Origin of the sequence: Pseudoalteromonas sp. Scap25 (assembly GCF_013394125.1) — a bacterium.
Classification (GTDB): domain Bacteria; phylum Pseudomonadota; class Gammaproteobacteria; order Enterobacterales; family Alteromonadaceae; genus Pseudoalteromonas.
This window is the reverse complement of the sequence record NZ_CP041327.1, coordinates 263,578-279,657: the sequence shown is the minus strand read 5'-3', so window position 1 is coordinate 279,657 and position 16,080 is coordinate 263,578. Positions and strand designations below refer to the sequence as shown.

Sequence of the window (16,080 nt, the reverse complement as noted above, 5' to 3'; positions counted from 1 at the left end):
ACCTAGCTAAGCTCCTCCAGTTTGGCTAAATCGCGAACTGCACCTTTATCTGCGCTGGTTGCAAGTAGCGCATACGCTTTAAGCGCAGATGATACATAACGATCACGATTAAGCGGTTTATACGCTTGTTTACCACGAGCCAGTTGTTTTTGCTTGCGAGCTTCAAGCTCTTCATCGCTTAACGCCAGCGTAATTTCTCGGGTGGCAATATCGATGATAATTTTATCGCCGTTTTCAACATAAGCAATTGCGCCACCGCTGGCAGCTTCCGGCGATACGTGGCCAATCGATAGACCTGACGTGCCACCTGAAAAACGCCCATCAGTAATTAATGCACATTGCTCTGCCAAGCCTTTTGATTTTAAATAGCTAGTTGGGTATAGCATTTCTTGCATACCAGGGCCGCCTTTAGGCCCTTCATAGCGAATAACCACCACGTCGCCGGCTTTTACTTCGCCATTTAAAATCCCTTCTACAGAGTCATCTTGTGATTCGTATACCACAGCAGTACCTTCAAAATGCAGCATTTCATCAACAACACCCGCACTTTTAACGATACAGCCATCTATTGCTAAATTACCTGAAAGCACGGCAAGGCCACCATCTTGGCGAAATGCATGTTCTACACTACGAATACAACCGTTTTCACGGTCGTTATCACCCTCATCCCAACGACAATCTTGGCTCATTGCTTTGGTGGTACGAATACCTGCAGGGCCAGCACGATAAAACTTTTGCGCAGCTTCGTTATTCGGATCGGTTGCATCCCACTTTTTAACCAGTTCACCCATTGTCATACCAGCAACATGGTTAACCGATAAATCAACTAACCCAGCCTTTCCAAGCTCGTGAACTATCGCCATCATGCCACCAGCACGGTGTACGTCTTCAATGTGGTATTGCGCTGTAGCTGGAGCAACTTTACATAAAAACGGGGTTTTACGTGAAAGTTCATCAATGTGTGACATATCAAAATCAACGCCGGCTTCTTGTGCCGCCGCGAGTAAATGCAATACCGTATTTGATGAACCGCCCATAGCAATATCAACCACCATAGAGTTCATAAATGCGGTTTTATTAGCGATAGCACGAGGCAGTACGTCTTGGTTATCTTTTTGATAGTACTCACGGCATAAATCAACGATACGTGCACCCGCTTCAACATACAGTTGTTTACGGTCTTTATGGGTCGCAAGCGTGGTCCCATTACCAGGCAGCGCAAGGCCAATTGCTTCTAGTAAACAGTTCATAGAGTTGGCGGTAAACATCCCTGAACACGACCCACAAGTAGGACATGCAGAACGCTCAACTTGCTCAGAGTCGGCATCACTTACCGATTCATCAGCGCCTTTAACCATAGCATCAACCAAATCGAGCTTAATATCGATATTCGCTAATTTGGTTTTACCTGCTTCCATTGGGCCGCCTGATACAAAAATAACGGGTATATTTAAACGCAGCGCCGCTAACATCATTCCAGGGGTGATTTTGTCGCAGTTAGAAATACAAATCATCGCATCGGCACAATGGCCGTTCACCATATACTCTACTGAGTCGGCAATTAAATCGCGCGATGGCAGTGAATAAAGCATACCGCCGTGACCCATGGCAATACCGTCATCGATAGCAATGGTATTAAATTCTTTTGGTACACCACCGGCCTGAGTAATGGTTTCAGCCATCAGTTCACTAAGCTGATTAAGATGTACGTGCCCCGGTACAAATTGCGTAAATGAGTTCACAACAGCAATAATTGGCTTACCAAAGTCGGTATCAGTCATGCCTGTTGCACGCCATAATGCTCTTGCGCCTGCGCGTTTACGCCCTTCAGTGGTGGTTGCACTTCTTAATTTAGCCATAGTTACCTCAGTGTTTGCCGCAATTAATGCGGGCATTCCTCATTCTAAAAATTGATGAATAACCAAATAATCGGTTATTCGTAAAATTCGTTAAATTTATTTTATACAGCCTGTTGCTGTAAGCTTTGTAGCGTCACATGTTTCACATCAACCAATTTATTTAACTGGCTAGTAAGCAAGTAAATTGGTTTATCACTATCAACCGTTATTGCCATATTATATTGACCATCGTCCATATTGAGCTGTAAGTGAGTCAAGTCAAAACCACGATGACGCACCACACGTAAAAAGCGCTCGATTGCGACACTTTGACTTTTTAAGGCAATAGTTAAACTGTGTTTCATTGTGCTTTCTCCGTCATCATTTCATCGTTAGCAGCCCCAGGTGGAACAAGTGGCCATACGTTTTCTTTATCATCGATACAAGCATGAACAATATAAGGTCCATCGCTATTTAATAAAGCAGTGATTGCATCATCCACTTGGTTGGCATGGGTAATTGTTTGCCCAGGAATGCCAAACACAGCAGCAAGTTGTACAAAGTCAGGGTTGTCTGACAGGTTAGTTTCGCTGTAACGCCCTTCAAAAAATAGTTCTTGCCATTGGCGCACCATGCCCAAGCGCTGGTTATCAAGTATCAGTATTTTTACTGGTAAATTATTACGACGTATAGTGGCAAGCTCTTGAATATTCATCATGATTGAACCATCACCTGAAACGGTGATCACAAAGTCACCTTTACGCGCTATCTGTGCACCTATAGCCGCGGGTAAACCAAATCCCATAGTGCCTGCACCACCACTGCTCAAATGGTTGCAAGGGTGGCTAAACTTCATGTGCTGAGCTACCCACATTTGGTGCTGGCCTACATCACAACACACCACACTAGTGCTTGGCATACGCTGGCTAAGTTGATTAAGTAAGTAAGGAGCAAATACTTTTTCACCAGGGTAGTCGTAGCGCCACGCGTGTTTGACCTTCATTTGTTTACTATGATCGCACCACGCTTTTGGTGTAACCACGCACTCAAGTGCAGGGAGAGAAGTTTTTAAATCAGCAATTAATGACGCTTTTACAGGTTTACGTTTTCCGACCTCGGCTGCATCTATGTCTAAATGAATTACGTTTGCTTTTGCAGCAAACTTAGCTAAATTGCCCGTTACACGGTCATCAAAGCGTGCGCCAATACACACTAATACATCACATTCTTGCACCGCTAAATTAGCCGCTTGACCGCCATGCATACCTAGCATGCCTAAATCATATTCGTAATCAGGTAATACACTGCCCAATGCTTTAAGGGTTGAAACCGCTGGCATTTGCGTTTTATTTAAAAATTGCATTAACTGCGCTTGCGCATCAGCGGCATGGACCCCGCCACCAACATAGGCAACAGGCTGTTTGGCTTCACTGAGTAGTTGGTTAGCAATAGCGACTTGATTTAGATCTAGTTGAGGCAAATATTCATCTACCGCTAACCAAGGTTTAAAAGGTACTTGCGCCATTTGAATGTCTTTGGGGATATCAACCAAAACAGGGCCTGGTCGACCGCTTTGTGCTAAATGCATCGCCTCTTGTAATATTTCGGCTAAATCTTCTGCTCGCTCAACCATATAACTGTGTTTTGTACATGAAAGCGACATACCCAACACGTCTATTTCTTGAAAGGCGTCAGAACCAATAGCTGCGGTTGGTACTTGCCCGGTGATGGCAAGTAAAGGCACTGAGTCCATCATGGCATCAGCCAATGCGGTAATTAAGTTAGTAGCACCCGGGCCTGATGTTGCTAAACATACACCTAAGCGGCCAGTACTGCGTGCATAACCTACAGCTGCAAACCCTGCGCCTTGTTCATGGCGAGTGAGGTAATGTTTTACAGGCGCACCATACAAGGCATCGTAGATGGGCATAATAGCACCACCTGGGTAGCCAAATACTTCATCTACGCCGTGCTTGGCGAGTAAATCAATTGTTAGTTCTGCGCCTGTCATTAGTAAATCCTCATTCCTGTGTGACAACCCGTTAAAATTTAATCTTAAAACTAAAAAGCCCCCCGGACGGTTAAGTGCGGAGGGCTTTTCAATGCTTAGTTTTTTAAAGCACTACGAAGCCCTCGCGGGAATAATCACCACGATAATAATCAGGACTAGGTTAAGTGCATTGTTAAGCATAAAATTTAATACCATTTAATTTCTGTAATTACGAAACTCTTGTTTCGCTGTCTTTTTATATTAGTACCGCGCTCAGGGCGCTAAGTCAACATCAAATTCAATCCAAAATAATTATAAAAATACGCAGGCCTAGGTTTTAAAATTCAAACAACCTAAACAAAGTGAATTTTTTATCCCTTCATTTCAACTCAGGAAATTCACTATTCTTATAACGGTGAATTATGGTTTGATTAATTTTTAGCAAACCGCTGTATTTTATAGCTCACAAAATAAAATAAATTGACTTCTTAAGTGTTTCTTAAGTGTGACGACCTAGCATAACAACGTTCACTAAAAAGAGATGTGTTATGAATTCAATTTTCAAACTCAGTAAGCAATCGCAAGCAAACACCAAAAAGCGCTTTTACTTTAACTGCAGCGCTAATGCATTTGTTATTTTAATGGCATGCTATTATGGCTTAATCATTAATATTCCATTTATGCATGGTGCGTTTAGCGCTATTACTTCGCTGCACACATTTTCGTGGTTATTTCTATTCTCTGTACCGCTACTACTTGTGTGTTTATTAGTTATATTTTTTTCTTTGGTGTCTGTTCGAGGGCTATTAAAACCCATCAACTACTTACTACTCGTGCTCTCAAGTGCCGCACTTTACAGCTCATTAAACTATGGAGTGGTATTTGATTACTCAATGATACAAAACGCAGCAGAGACGGACTCTAGTGAAGCGTTAAGCTATTTAAACTTGCAACTTGTTGGCTTTTTACTGCTTTTTGGCGCATTACCTGCCTTTGTTTTGAGTCGTATAAACGTAAACTGTGCCCGCCCACACAAAGAGATACTCAGTCGTATTAAACTGTTACTAGCATGCGGTGCTTTGATTGCTTTAGTGGTAGTAAACTTTTACGCCGATTACGCGGCAACAGGTCGAAATAACCGTATATTGAAAAAAGAAATCATTCCATTTCAATACCTTTCTAGTGGCTATAAGTATGCACGTGACCAGTTGCTTTACAGCGATATTAAATTTAAAAATATTGATACCACACCAACTTTAGCATCGCCAAGTACAACACGAGTTACTGTCATAGTAGTAGGTGAAACCGCACGAGCTGAAAGCTTTTCCTACCAAGGCTATGAGCGCAATACCAACCAATACACACAAAAACATAATGTCACTTATTTCGATAATGTATCGTCGTGTGGCACGGCCACGGCAGTGTCAGTACCGTGTATGTTTTCACTGCAAACTCATGCCAATTTTTCTCGTTTAGACAGTGATAATCAGCAAAACGTGATTGATTTGATACAGCAAGCAGGCGCAGATGTCTTATGGGTTGATAATAACAGTGGCTGTAAAAACGTCTGCTCGCGCGTACCTACCATTAATATTGATAGCAAAGCATCCGGACTATGTGATGGTAAATACTGTTTTGATGAAGCGTTGCTAGCCCCACTAAAGCACAAGCTTGCTAACTTGAGTCAGGCTAATACGCTTATAGTGCTGCATATGATGGGTTCACATGGCCCTACTTACTTTAAGCGCTACCCTGAAAAGTTTAAACAGTTTAGTCCAACCTGCGACCGCAGCGATATTCAGAACTGTAACGCTGAAGAACTGGTTAACACCTACGACAATACAATTGCTTATAGTGATTTTATCAACGCTCAAGTTATTGAACAGTTAAAGGCACTACCGGCCAATATTGATAAGCAATTACTGTATGTGTCGGACCATGGCGAGTCGCTCGGTGAAAATGGTGCGTACTTACATGGCTTTCCCTATGCATTTGCACCAACAGCTCAAACCCATGTGCCTCTTTACATCTGGGCTGATGAGCATAATCAGCGCATTACAGCCAAGTGTCTCAACAATTTAAATAGCACTTTAGCGCAATCACACGATGCTATTTTTCATACCCTTTTAAACTTAACCGGTGTTGCGAGTAAAACCTACCAAACCTCTGAAGATTTACTCGCGTCATGTCAAACGATTAACCATAGCGAAGCTAAAATATGAATAATAAAACCGTTATAAAACGCCAAGGCCTAATGCGCCTAATTTTTACCTTAAGCCATACATTTAATGGTCTAAAATGGATGAGCCGATTTGAGGCTGCTTTTCAGCAAGAGTTGGTTTTATTTAGTTTGCTAGGCGTATTTGCCTGCTTGCAAGAAATTACCTTAAGTAGCAAATTAATATTGATTGCCAGCTTATTGTTTGTGTTATTTGCTGAGTTGGTCAATACCGCAGTCGAAGTGGTGGTTGATCGCATCGGTAGCGAATATCATGAACTATCAGGCCTAGCTAAAGACATCGCTTCTGCCAGTGTCTTTATCGCCATGCTCATCACCGTTCTGCTTTGGTGGTCTGTTTTATGGGCTTAATTAGCCAAGGTAAAAAAAGCATTAGTGCTGCTGTAGGTCATGGTGGTGTTTTTTCTCAGTCTATGAAGCTTTTCACGAATCGCCTTGAGTTCATAACAAAGTGAACGCGTTTTGACTAATTTTGGCAACATGGCCTACAGCAATAATTGGTATCAATAGCGCTTTTTAATCTGGCATTTTTACGTTACCTATAAAGTAAACTAAGTTAGTATTTATAAAACAACTTTAACTTGGTTAGGATTCTTTATGAAAGTGTCATTGCGTATCAGTCATATATTGATGGCGTTCGTTTTTTTAGCATTTAGTGTGAATGGCTATGCAGCTCCAGCTCTATTCAAAATAGAAAAACAAGGCGCTAGTTCATATTTATTTGGCACCGTGCATGTAGGTGATGCCAGCATGAAAGGGCTACCACAAAAAGTGACTAACGCACTAGGTAACAGCAAGCAAGTGGTTGTTGAAGTGGATATTAGTAAGCTATCACCTTTACAAATGCAGCAACGCTCTATGCCGTATATGCTGCTTAATAACGGGCGTACACTACAGAGTGAGCTGTCGACAGAAAATTATCAACTCCTGAAAGACTACTTTGCAAAAAAGTCGATTGATATTGCCATGTTCAACAGCTTTAAACCTTGGGCTGTCATGTTAACCATGATGCAAATTGAGTTTCAAAACGCAGGATATTCAGATAAAAATGGCATTGATAAGCAAATATTAGATTATGCCCAACAGCATAATATTAAAATTGCGGAGCTTGAAACCATAGAGCAGCAGCTACAAATGTTTAATGGTTTAGAGTCATTAAGCAACGCTATGATGGCAGAAACCTTTGAACAACTCAGTGATATTAATACCTACTTTATTTCTCTAGTAAATGCATGGAAGCAGGGCGATATGAAAACCCTAACCAGCTACTACCACACCAGTTTTGATAACAGCCAATACGGCCAACAAAGCGAACAAGTGATGCTAATTGAGCGTAATAATAATTGGGTCACTCAGCTCACCCCAAAACTTGAACAAGGCAATATTTTTATAGCTGTAGGTGCTCTGCATTTAGTTGAGCAACATGGCTTAATTAAACAACTGCGTGACCAAGGATTCACAGTGACTCAGTTATAAACAAGCTTATATAATCGACTCATTATGAGCCGCCTGCTGCTCATAATGAGTTGGTTTAAAGTCTTCCATTTTTAGGGTGTGTTCAACCCCTTTAATGGCATCTGCTGCATGATGGTTTACATAAATAACAGTACTCGTTTTTGCCGCACACACCTTTTCTATAAGCAGTAAAACGCGTTGACGATTTGCCTCGTCAAGCCCTAAACATGGCTCATCCAAAATAACTAATGCGGGGTGTTTAACCATTGCGCGTACAATCAGTAATAAGCGCTGATCGCAATACGATAGTTGAGTAAAAGTGCAATTTGCTTTATCGCTTAGGCCAATTAATGCCAGCCACTGTTTCGCTAACCGCATTTGTAACTCGCTGGCTTGTTGATATAAACCAATACTATCGAAAAACCCAGAGATAACAGTATTGAGCGCCGAAATACTCACTCTATACTGTAAATGCAAGGTATTAGAGATATAACCAATATGCTGTTTTATATCCCAAATACTCTCTCCTGTGCCACGCTTAAAACCAAACACCTCAATCTCATTGTTATAACACTGAGGGTTATCACCGGTGATTAAATTTAATAAACAGGTTTTTCCTGAGCCATTCTTGCCGGTAAGTTGCCAATGTTGGTGTTGCTTAATCGTCCAGTTTAAGTTTTCAAAAATAGTCTGTTCACCATAACGTACATGCGTATCAGTAAGCTTAACGAGTGGCGCGTTTACATTTGAAATAAAAGTAGGCTCGGGTGAATCTGGAATAGTTATAGATGTATGTTCTAAATGCAGTAACTTAAATAAATCGGCTCGTTTTGCTGCGCACGGTTTTGCTAAGCTATGTTGTAAAAGACCCTTGCTCACATAAGCAAAGTGATCAACAAACGCAGGAATTTCATCAACACGGTTTAGTACAAACACAAAGCAAGTGTGCGTACTCAGTTGCTTTAATAGGCGGTTTAACTGCCTAGCCGATTCAGTGTCTAAGCCATCAAATGGTTCATCAAGCACAACTAAATCACTATTAGCAGACAGTGCTTTAATCAATAATAATTTACGTGTTTCACCGGTCGATAAATCAGTAAAATTACGATTAAGTAAGGCATCAAAATTAAGAGCAGTAATTAGCTGTTGACATAAATCGCGATTAATTTCAGGCGCAGAAAAGAGTATGTCGGTTACTTTTTGTGGTTTATCACTTTTGCGATTAGCGCTTAATAACTGCTTTTGTAAATCACTTGAAACTAACTGTAGATTATTAAAAGTACTATGGCGTTGCCCACTTTGTTGCTTGGCTTCACCAATAAGCGTAGCCCCAAGCGCAGATTTACCGGCGCCATTGCCGCCAAGCAATACCCAGTGTTCCCCCTGTTTTACTTGCCAAGTTAAATCCTTAATATAATAGCGATTACTGCCACCGGTGGATAAATAACCATTAAATTGCTGAAGTAAAATTGAGCGCACACTAGATCCCAAAATAAGGCTTAAAAATTCAAATTAACGTACAAAATAACAATTAGGCAAGTGAGATTTAATCAACCTCTGTTAGAAGAGCATCGTTTAGTGCCGCTATTATACTTTGCTGATCTATAGGTTTATGAATATGACTTATTGCTCCACAAGCTTTAGCGCGAGCTATATCACTATCAGAAGTGTTTGCGGTAACCACAATAATGGGTCGTGTTTTGTCTTTTTCATGTAGCAGCTTTGTGGCTTCAAAGCCATCCAAAACCGGCATATTTAAATCCATAAATATAACATCATAGCTATTTTCAGCCGCCATTTCACAAGCGACTTTGCCATTTTCAGCCGATTCAACCTGTATATTCAAAGAACTTAATAACTTTGTTAGAACTAACATGTTGAGCGGGTTATCTTCAACCACTAAACACTTAAGATCATCAGGCAAGCGCGTTGGCTTAGTTTCGCTTGTGTCCATCTCTAATGGTAGGCTTAAAAATACAATGGCGCCTTGTGGATGATTATTCTCAAAACGAATGTCGCCATTAAGCGCATTAACAATATATTGCACGCGGGTAAGCCCTGTTCTAAGGCCTTGAAAATGGTTACTTTGTTGATTGTTGTTTAATTCGAGCTGATCAATTTGGTGGCTAAAGCCACAACCACTGTCTTTTATGCTTAACTCTAACTGATGGTTATTGAGCGTAGCAATGACGGTGACCTCTCCTTGCTCAGTAAACTTTAATGCGTTATTAAGTAGTTCAGAAACAATTTGTTGTAGCCGTGCGTGATCTACAATCACCGCGCAGTCTAAGTTCGGTGCTAACTCGGTAATTAACTTTAACCCTTTCTCAGTACAGCCATATTGATACACAGCCAGTATTTTGTTTAAAGTTGTTAGTAGGTTGTCTGAGGTCGGCTTTAATGACCAACGGTTTAAACTAAGCGCCTGTAAATCTTGAAGTTCATCTAACATCGCTAGCAGCCTAACAGAACAATACTGAGCTTGACGCTGAATTTGTTGTTGCGAGCTGGGAATGCTTAATTCATTTATAGAACTAATTAATCCCTGTAACGGAGTTCTAAACTCATGACTGGCGCGTGCAATAAAATGTTCTTTATTCTGACTGACTTGCTCGGCAAATTCTTTTTGTTGTTGATACTCAAGCAGGGTCTGCAAAACTTGCCTTTCCATTGGCATAAACACAAATCTTAACTCTAGAAGCAATAACGCTAGAGTCAAAAACCAACACAACAGCTCAATATTGGCTACCCAATTAACCTTTGTCACCGCTTGCTGCTCAAATAAGCTCACCGCGGTGTCTAATTTTTTTAATAATGCTTCAATCTCGCCCACAGAAAACATCACGGGATTCGCTTGTTCTTGTTGGGTCAGTAATTTTTTTGCTTGTTTTATAAAACTAGATACCTCGGCATCTAGGTTACCTGGGGCGGCATAATATAAATCAACTAAAGCAGCATTTAAATAAATCGCCTCACCTTGCTTATTTTTAGTGAGTAAAAAAGTATGTCCTTGCTCGAATAACCCAAGTGAGTGGGCTAACGATTTCAGGTGTTGTTCGTTGTTAGCTGTTTGATTAATTAGCGCATTACTATGCCACGCTATTTTTTGTGACAGCATACGTTGCTTACCCGCTATATTGATAATTTTCGCATCGTATTTTTGCACAGAAAAGACGTATTGCATGAGTAGTGCGGATACGCTGATCAGCAAGGCAATAGCAATTAATGCCCACCGATAACGTTTGCGAATACTCTTTACAATATTAAACATAAACCAAGCTGCTTTTTATTTTCACTTTAGTCTAACTGTAGCAAGTTAATTAGTTAATTCACTAATTATTAGATATAAAAAAGCCCAACTAAAAAGCTGGGCTACTTACAATATCATTAACGATTTTCTAAGCGGTTATAATCAAACATACCAAATTCAACCCCTCGATACTGGCGGGCAACGTGATGTAATATATCGCTGTATTGCCAAAACTGAGGGTGCGTTCGACGAATCGCAAACTTAGACTTTAAAGCCCGATAATCCGCCTCTACTTGCATAAGCGGTAGCTGCTCTGCAAATGCAGCAACTTGTTGCGGGTTATTTAAATACCAAATTGCTGATGGGTAATCACCAATAAAACCTGGCACAATTGTCACGGTATCTTCTTCATAAGCACGCTGGCCGTCTTCGTTTAATAAGCTCGAAATATTATAATGCGCGTTATGATGAATAATCGTATAAGCCTTGTGCTCATCTTGCTCTTTTACTAACACATACGATAGCTGCGGGAGTAAGTTAATTGCTTTAGCGGGCATGGTGTTAATTGTACTTAATGGTGCGGGTACTTTTTTATAGTCATAACGAGGACTTAATACCGGCTCAAGCGTTTGTTTAATTAATCCATATAACTCTGATTGTGGCTTATCAGTTTGGTAACTAATACCGCTGGGCTGACTAAACTCACGGTTATTTTCGAAAAAGGTCGATAGACTTGGCGGTGATTTACGATACCAACTCTGCTTAATAGCTTCGCGTTGTGACTCGGGTAATAACGCAAGGAAGTTTTGCTCACCCTCTAAGCGTAAAAAATCCATATATAAACGTGTTATCAATTGATGGCCAATATTGCCATACACATCAAACCCTGCCACTAGTAAGTAGTGAATACGCTCAAACAATGCATAATCAAGTACCCACATCGTTTTAGGTTGCTGGCCAATAAGCCCTTTTACAACAGTTGCACTATCGAAATGGCGAAAAATTGTCAGCGCCGCATTTTGGTTATGCCCTTCCCCTTTCCACAGTAAATCAGTAGTTAAGTGCTCGCCATTTTTGAACATTTTATTAGCTAGCTCTACCTTGGCTTTTAAATAGCGTTTTTCGCGAACTGAGTATTTTACCCAGTTAGAAATAGGTAACGCATTACTCTCCTCGGCTGCTGGTAACTCTAATGCGTCTTCATGTTGCATTAGCATTTTACCAACCTCTGGAGTCGCCACTTTTTCAGGATCGGCAAATGCCACCCAAAAATGGTCATTAATCACGTTCAGTGCTATTTGACCACGGCAAACAGGTCCTTTAATGAAGCCCATAATAATTAACTCAGCTTCATCGAGCATAAATTGATACTTAGCATCAATAGGCAGTGCTTCAAAAGTTTTAAATGGGTTTGATGCAAGTGCTGGCTCATAGCTTGGTAAGCTAGATACAGTGTATTTTGGTGCGATGAACTGCTGATATAAGCGCGTTAACTTCTCATCCGTTAACTTAAGTGGCAAATGCGTTTTTGACAAAATAGTAGAACGGTCGTGAAGCAGTCGATAATAAACACGCTCAACATTTGGGTTATCATAAGGGCGACGAGCGCTAATTAACTTAATATCTTCCCCAGGAGGAGTGCTTGAACGCACCAACTTAAAAAAGTTTGGTGATTGCGAATCACTAAAATAGATGTGCGCTAAAAACCAATGTTCATAAATATAACGCGCTGATAACTGATACTTCAAACCATCTTGATTTAAAAATGCTTCCCAGTTTTTTACCTTTGCAAGCTCAGCAGCTGATGGCGGCTTGATATGCGCCATTTTCCCACCTTTTTTAATCCAATTTTGTAGATGCTGAAATTCAGCAGCCGACACTCCTGGTAAGCCATAAGGCATACCCGCATGCGGTTGCTCATCCGCTAATTGGTCAAACTCACCCATGGTCGCACAACTTTGGTTGCGACTAAGCGAAAAATCAAAGCGTTCATCTAATACTTCATCTTCTGGCAAAGGTGAACTTTGCTTTAATACCAGCGTGTTAAATAACACACTACCGGCTAAATTGGCTTCTTCATTTTGTGCTCGCTCGTTTAATACCGGGCTAAACTCTTTTTCACGCCATTGCTCAGTGGTGGTTGCATCAAATAATAGTCGGCTCGGCGTTGAGGCTAACAACCGAGTACCGTCGTACACCAGCTCTTTACTTAGCCCTCTATCTATTCCCTCAGGAGACGACAACTTCAACTGGCAAGGCGCATCATAACAACCATGGCAAACCACGCAGCGAGTATCTATTACAGGCTTTACATGTTGAAGAAATTCGGCGCCATCACCACTATTAGCGTCAACAATACGCGCTTGTGTTTTTTCGGGACCAAACAGTTCGTTATAATGAGCATTTCCGAGGTAGGCACAGCCACTTAAAATAATCAGTACAAATGTACTTATAATGATCTTTTTCATTACTCTGCCTCATCGCCCAAATCGAACGTGGGCATCATATCAACTTGAGGTGATACGAATGTCAGCTCATCAACTGTAGTCACTACAGCGCTTAATAGAGGGCCTTGAGTGAGCGTTAGTTGAGCGTCATGTTCGCTTTGCACTACACTTGAAAAGCTTGAATTGATGACATTCAATTCATAGTCCGTAATGCTTATGCCAATACTACTGTCAGCACTGGGGTTTTGACATAGCTGAGTCAGTAGCTCATCACTTAAAATAACTGAAATTTTCACGTCAGGCTGCGCTAAGTCACGGGTACTTAGTGTCTCATCTAGAATAAATAAAGGGAGGGTTAAATTGCTATCTTGTTCAAGTTCCATTGGACTCTCTTGCTGACTGGCGGTGTAATTACCGCCATTATAGCAAAAAAGCACATAATTACTGCGACTAAATAACCATACTAAAGCCTAAAATTAATCCTAAGCATTGCTAATTACTAAGCTTTAATATCATCCATTGCCGATTCAATCATAGAAAAAACAGCCCCTTGAGGATCGCAAATAACACTAAAACGCCCTACATCAGGGATATCTGTAGCAGGTACGCACACTTGCCCTCCAAGGATCGCCGCTTTTTTTACATAGCTATCGCAGTTATCCACGGCAAAGTAAATCATCCAATGGGGAGGCACGTCTTCTGGCCACTCATTATTCATTTGTAGCATGCCCGCTACAGGCTTACCTGCAACTAAGAACAAGGTGTAATCCATACCTTCCATAGGCTTTATTTCACTTTGCCAACCTAGTAATTCGCAATAAAAGTGACGGCTCGCTTCGCTATCACGCGTTGCCATTTCGTGCCAATAAGGCGTGCCGAGCTCACAAGGACGCTGACATCCTATATGCTCTTTACCTTGCCATAACGCTACGGTGGCCCCGGTTGGGTCTTTAAGCATTAACATGCGCCCTGCATTCATAACATTGTGAGGGCCTGTTATAATTTGCGCGCCTAGCTTTTGCGCCTTAATTGCACATGTATCAACATCATCTACTGCAATATAGGTAAGCCAGTAGCTAGGTGTGGAATCGTCCACTTGCTCTTTAGGCATTTGGTACATGGCAGCAATATCGTCACCTTGCTTTTGAAGCATTGTGTAATATTCATCTTCGCCAATTGGCTGGTCGTCATTCCCCCATTCAAACAACGAGGTATAAAAAGCTTTTCCATCTTTCCAATTATGAGTACACAGTTCAGCCCAGCAAAATATACCTTGCGGATAATTATTTTTATTATTCATCGCCCATTTCCTGTTGTAAATTTAAGCTATTTTTAGCTTAGGCTAATAGTCTATAAGAGTCGATAGCTATTCAATGAATAGACATGTCTTTACTGAGTTTTAGCGTATAGTCATATTCCCTCCTGTGAAAAAAAGCGCTCAAATATTAAACTATAGATATTCAGAGGTTCTTAAACCGCTGGCTTCTACTCGGGGTTGATAGTAACTCAGGCTACTTAGCTTACATTAGCACCGAGCAGCTAAAAGCTGATAGCTAATCACTTTTCTTCAAGCATTAAAAAACCCGAGACTAAGCTCGGGTTTTTTTAATGCTTAATGCATTACAACAGTTGATTACTCAACGATAGTTGCAACAACACCAGCACCAACAGTACGGCCACCTTCACGGATAGCGAAACGAAGACCTTCGTCCATCGCGATTGGCGCGATTAGAGTTACTGTCATCTTAACGTTATCACCAGGCATTACCATTTCTACGCCTTCTGGTAACTGTACGTCACCTGTTACGTCAGTTGTACGGAAGTAGAACTGTGGACGGTAACCTTTGAAGAATGGAGTATGACGACCACCTTCATCTTTAGAAAGTACGTATACTTCTGAAGTGAATGTTGTGTGTGGGTTGATTGAACCAGGCTTAGCTAGTACTTGACCACGTTCAACGTCTTCACGCTTAGTACCACGTAGAAGTGCACCAATGTTCTCACCAGCACGACCTTCGTCAAGAAGCTTACGGAACATCTCAACACCAGTACAAGTAGACTTAGTAGTCTCTTTGATACCAACGATTTCAACTTCGTCATTCACGTTGATGATACCAGCTTCAACACGACCAGTTACAACAGTACCACGGCCTTGGATTGAGAAAACGTCTTCGATAGGCATGATGAATGGCTTATCGATGTCACGCTCTGGCTCTGGAATGTAAGAATCTAGTGCTTCTGCAAGCTCAACGATCTTGTCTTCCCACTGCTTTTCGCCTTCAAGTGCTTTAAGTGCAGAACCTTGAATTAGTGGTAAGTCATCACCTGGGAAGTCGTATTCAGAAAGAAGTTCACGAACTTCCATTTCTACTAGCTCAAGTAGCTCTTCATCATCAACCATGTCACATTTGTTCATGAACACAACGATGTAAGGAACGCCAACTTGGCGAGAAAGTAGGATGTGCTCACGAGTTTGTGGCATAGGGCCATCAGTCGCAGCAACTACTAAGATAGCGCCGTCCATTTGAGCAGCACCAGTGATCATGTTTTTAACATAATCGGCGTGACCAGGACAATCTACGTGTGCGTAGTGACGAGTAGGTGTATCGTACTCAACGTGTGAAGTTGAGATTGTGATACCACGCTCGCGCTCTTCTGGAGCGTTATCGATTGATGCGAAATCTTTAGCAACACCGCCGTATACTTTTGCAAGTACGTTAGTGATTGCTGCAGTTAGTGTAGTTTTACCGTGGTCAACGTGGCCGATTGTACCAACGTTTACGTGCGGTTTTACGCGTTCAAACTTTTCTTTTGCCATCTTAAAAAATTCCTAATAAAGAAATTAAAGCCTGACTCAGTAT

At 41.3% G+C, this 16,080-nt stretch carries 12 protein-coding genes; 3 read left to right on the top strand and 9 right to left on the bottom strand.

Translation table 11 applies throughout. The annotated features are described in order from the left end of the window. Positions 1 to 2 precede the first annotated feature (2 nt). From ilvD to ilvG, 3 genes are all read right to left on the bottom strand, one after another. Complete coding sequence (gene ilvD, locus FLM54_RS01295) at positions 3 to 1,859, bottom strand: dihydroxy-acid dehydratase (protein ID WP_178956826.1); 1,857 nt, start codon at positions 1,857 to 1,859, stop codon at positions 3 to 5. 101 nt (positions 1,860 to 1,960) lie between these two features. Next, positions 1,961 to 2,203, bottom strand: coding sequence for an acetolactate synthase 2 small subunit (gene ilvM, locus FLM54_RS01290; protein WP_178954672.1), 243 nt, complete (start codon positions 2,201 to 2,203; stop codon positions 1,961 to 1,963). Further along, the gene (gene ilvG, locus FLM54_RS01285; RefSeq protein ID WP_178954670.1) at positions 2,200 to 3,849 is read right to left on the bottom strand and encodes an acetolactate synthase 2 catalytic subunit; all 1,650 of its coding nucleotides are present in this window, start codon (positions 3,847 to 3,849) and stop codon (positions 2,200 to 2,202) included. Before ilvG ends, ilvM begins: the two co-directional genes overlap by 4 nt. Before the next feature lie 527 nt (positions 3,850 to 4,376). On the opposite strand from ilvG, the gene FLM54_RS01280 reads away from it, so the two are divergent. From FLM54_RS01280 to FLM54_RS01270, 3 genes are all read left to right on the top strand, one after another. Then, positions 4,377 to 6,050, top strand: a complete 1,674-nt coding sequence (locus tag FLM54_RS01280) for a phosphoethanolamine transferase (protein ID WP_178954668.1) — start codon at positions 4,377 to 4,379, stop codon at positions 6,048 to 6,050. Continuing rightward, the gene (locus FLM54_RS01275) at positions 6,047 to 6,418 is read left to right on the top strand and encodes a diacylglycerol kinase (RefSeq protein ID WP_010390346.1); all 372 of its coding nucleotides are present in this window, start codon (positions 6,047 to 6,049) and stop codon (positions 6,416 to 6,418) included. The genes FLM54_RS01280 and FLM54_RS01275 overlap by 4 nt, the downstream gene beginning before the upstream one ends. A gap of 246 nt (positions 6,419 to 6,664) precedes the next feature. Continuing rightward, positions 6,665 to 7,543, top strand: coding sequence for a TraB/GumN family protein (locus FLM54_RS01270; RefSeq protein WP_178954667.1), 879 nt, complete (start codon positions 6,665 to 6,667; stop codon positions 7,541 to 7,543). A 6-nt stretch (positions 7,544 to 7,549) separates the two neighbouring features. Here the strand turns inward: FLM54_RS01270 and FLM54_RS01265 are convergent, their stop codons facing one another. From FLM54_RS01265 to tuf, 6 genes are all read right to left on the bottom strand, one after another. After that, on the bottom strand, positions 7,550 to 9,001 hold the full coding sequence (locus tag FLM54_RS01265; protein WP_178954665.1) for an ATP-binding cassette domain-containing protein: 1,452 nt from the start codon (positions 8,999 to 9,001) through the stop codon (positions 7,550 to 7,552). 67 nt (positions 9,002 to 9,068) lie between these two features. Next, entirely contained in the window at positions 9,069 to 10,793 is a 1,725-nt protein-coding gene (locus tag FLM54_RS01260) for a response regulator (RefSeq protein WP_178954663.1), read from the bottom strand. A gap of 116 nt (positions 10,794 to 10,909) precedes the next feature. Beyond that, positions 10,910 to 13,240, bottom strand: coding sequence for a fatty acid cis/trans isomerase (locus FLM54_RS01255; RefSeq protein ID WP_178954661.1), 2,331 nt, complete (start codon positions 13,238 to 13,240; stop codon positions 10,910 to 10,912). Then, positions 13,240 to 13,602, bottom strand: coding sequence for a hypothetical protein (locus FLM54_RS01250; protein WP_178954660.1), 363 nt, complete (start codon positions 13,600 to 13,602; stop codon positions 13,240 to 13,242). The genes FLM54_RS01255 and FLM54_RS01250 overlap by 1 nt, the downstream gene beginning before the upstream one ends. Before the next feature lie 116 nt (positions 13,603 to 13,718). Continuing rightward, positions 13,719 to 14,519 (bottom strand): VOC family protein, encoded by an 801-nt coding sequence (locus FLM54_RS01245; RefSeq protein ID WP_178954658.1) that lies wholly within the window; start codon positions 14,517 to 14,519, stop codon positions 13,719 to 13,721. A 333-nt stretch (positions 14,520 to 14,852) separates the two neighbouring features. Beyond that, positions 14,853 to 16,037, bottom strand: a complete 1,185-nt coding sequence (gene tuf, locus FLM54_RS01240) for an elongation factor Tu (protein ID WP_004589660.1) — start codon at positions 16,035 to 16,037, stop codon at positions 14,853 to 14,855. Positions 16,038 to 16,080: the final 43 nt, after the last annotated feature.

Coding starts and splice junctions, on each gene's coding strand:
- ilvD (WP_178956826.1), bottom strand. CDS start 1,859: ATGGCTAAATTAAGAAGTGCAACCACCACTGAAGGGCGTAAACGCGCA.
- ilvM (WP_178954672.1), bottom strand. CDS start 2,203: ATGAAACACAGTTTAACTATTGCCTTAAAAAGTCAAAGTGTCGCAATC.
- ilvG (WP_178954670.1), bottom strand. CDS start 3,849: ATGACAGGCGCAGAACTAACAATTGATTTACTCGCCAAGCACGGCGTA.
- FLM54_RS01280 (WP_178954668.1), top strand. CDS start 4,377: ATGAATTCAATTTTCAAACTCAGTAAGCAATCGCAAGCAAACACCAAA.
- FLM54_RS01275 (WP_010390346.1), top strand. CDS start 6,047: ATGAATAATAAAACCGTTATAAAACGCCAAGGCCTAATGCGCCTAATT.
- FLM54_RS01270 (WP_178954667.1), top strand. CDS start 6,665: ATGAAAGTGTCATTGCGTATCAGTCATATATTGATGGCGTTCGTTTTT.
- FLM54_RS01260 (WP_178954663.1), bottom strand. CDS start 10,793: ATGTTTAATATTGTAAAGAGTATTCGCAAACGTTATCGGTGGGCATTA.
- FLM54_RS01255 (WP_178954661.1), bottom strand. CDS start 13,240: ATGAAAAAGATCATTATAAGTACATTTGTACTGATTATTTTAAGTGGC.
- FLM54_RS01250 (WP_178954660.1), bottom strand. CDS start 13,602: ATGGAACTTGAACAAGATAGCAATTTAACCCTCCCTTTATTTATTCTA.
- FLM54_RS01245 (WP_178954658.1), bottom strand. CDS start 14,519: ATGAATAATAAAAATAATTATCCGCAAGGTATATTTTGCTGGGCTGAA.
- tuf (WP_004589660.1), bottom strand. CDS start 16,037: ATGGCAAAAGAAAAGTTTGAACGCGTAAAACCGCACGTAAACGTTGGT.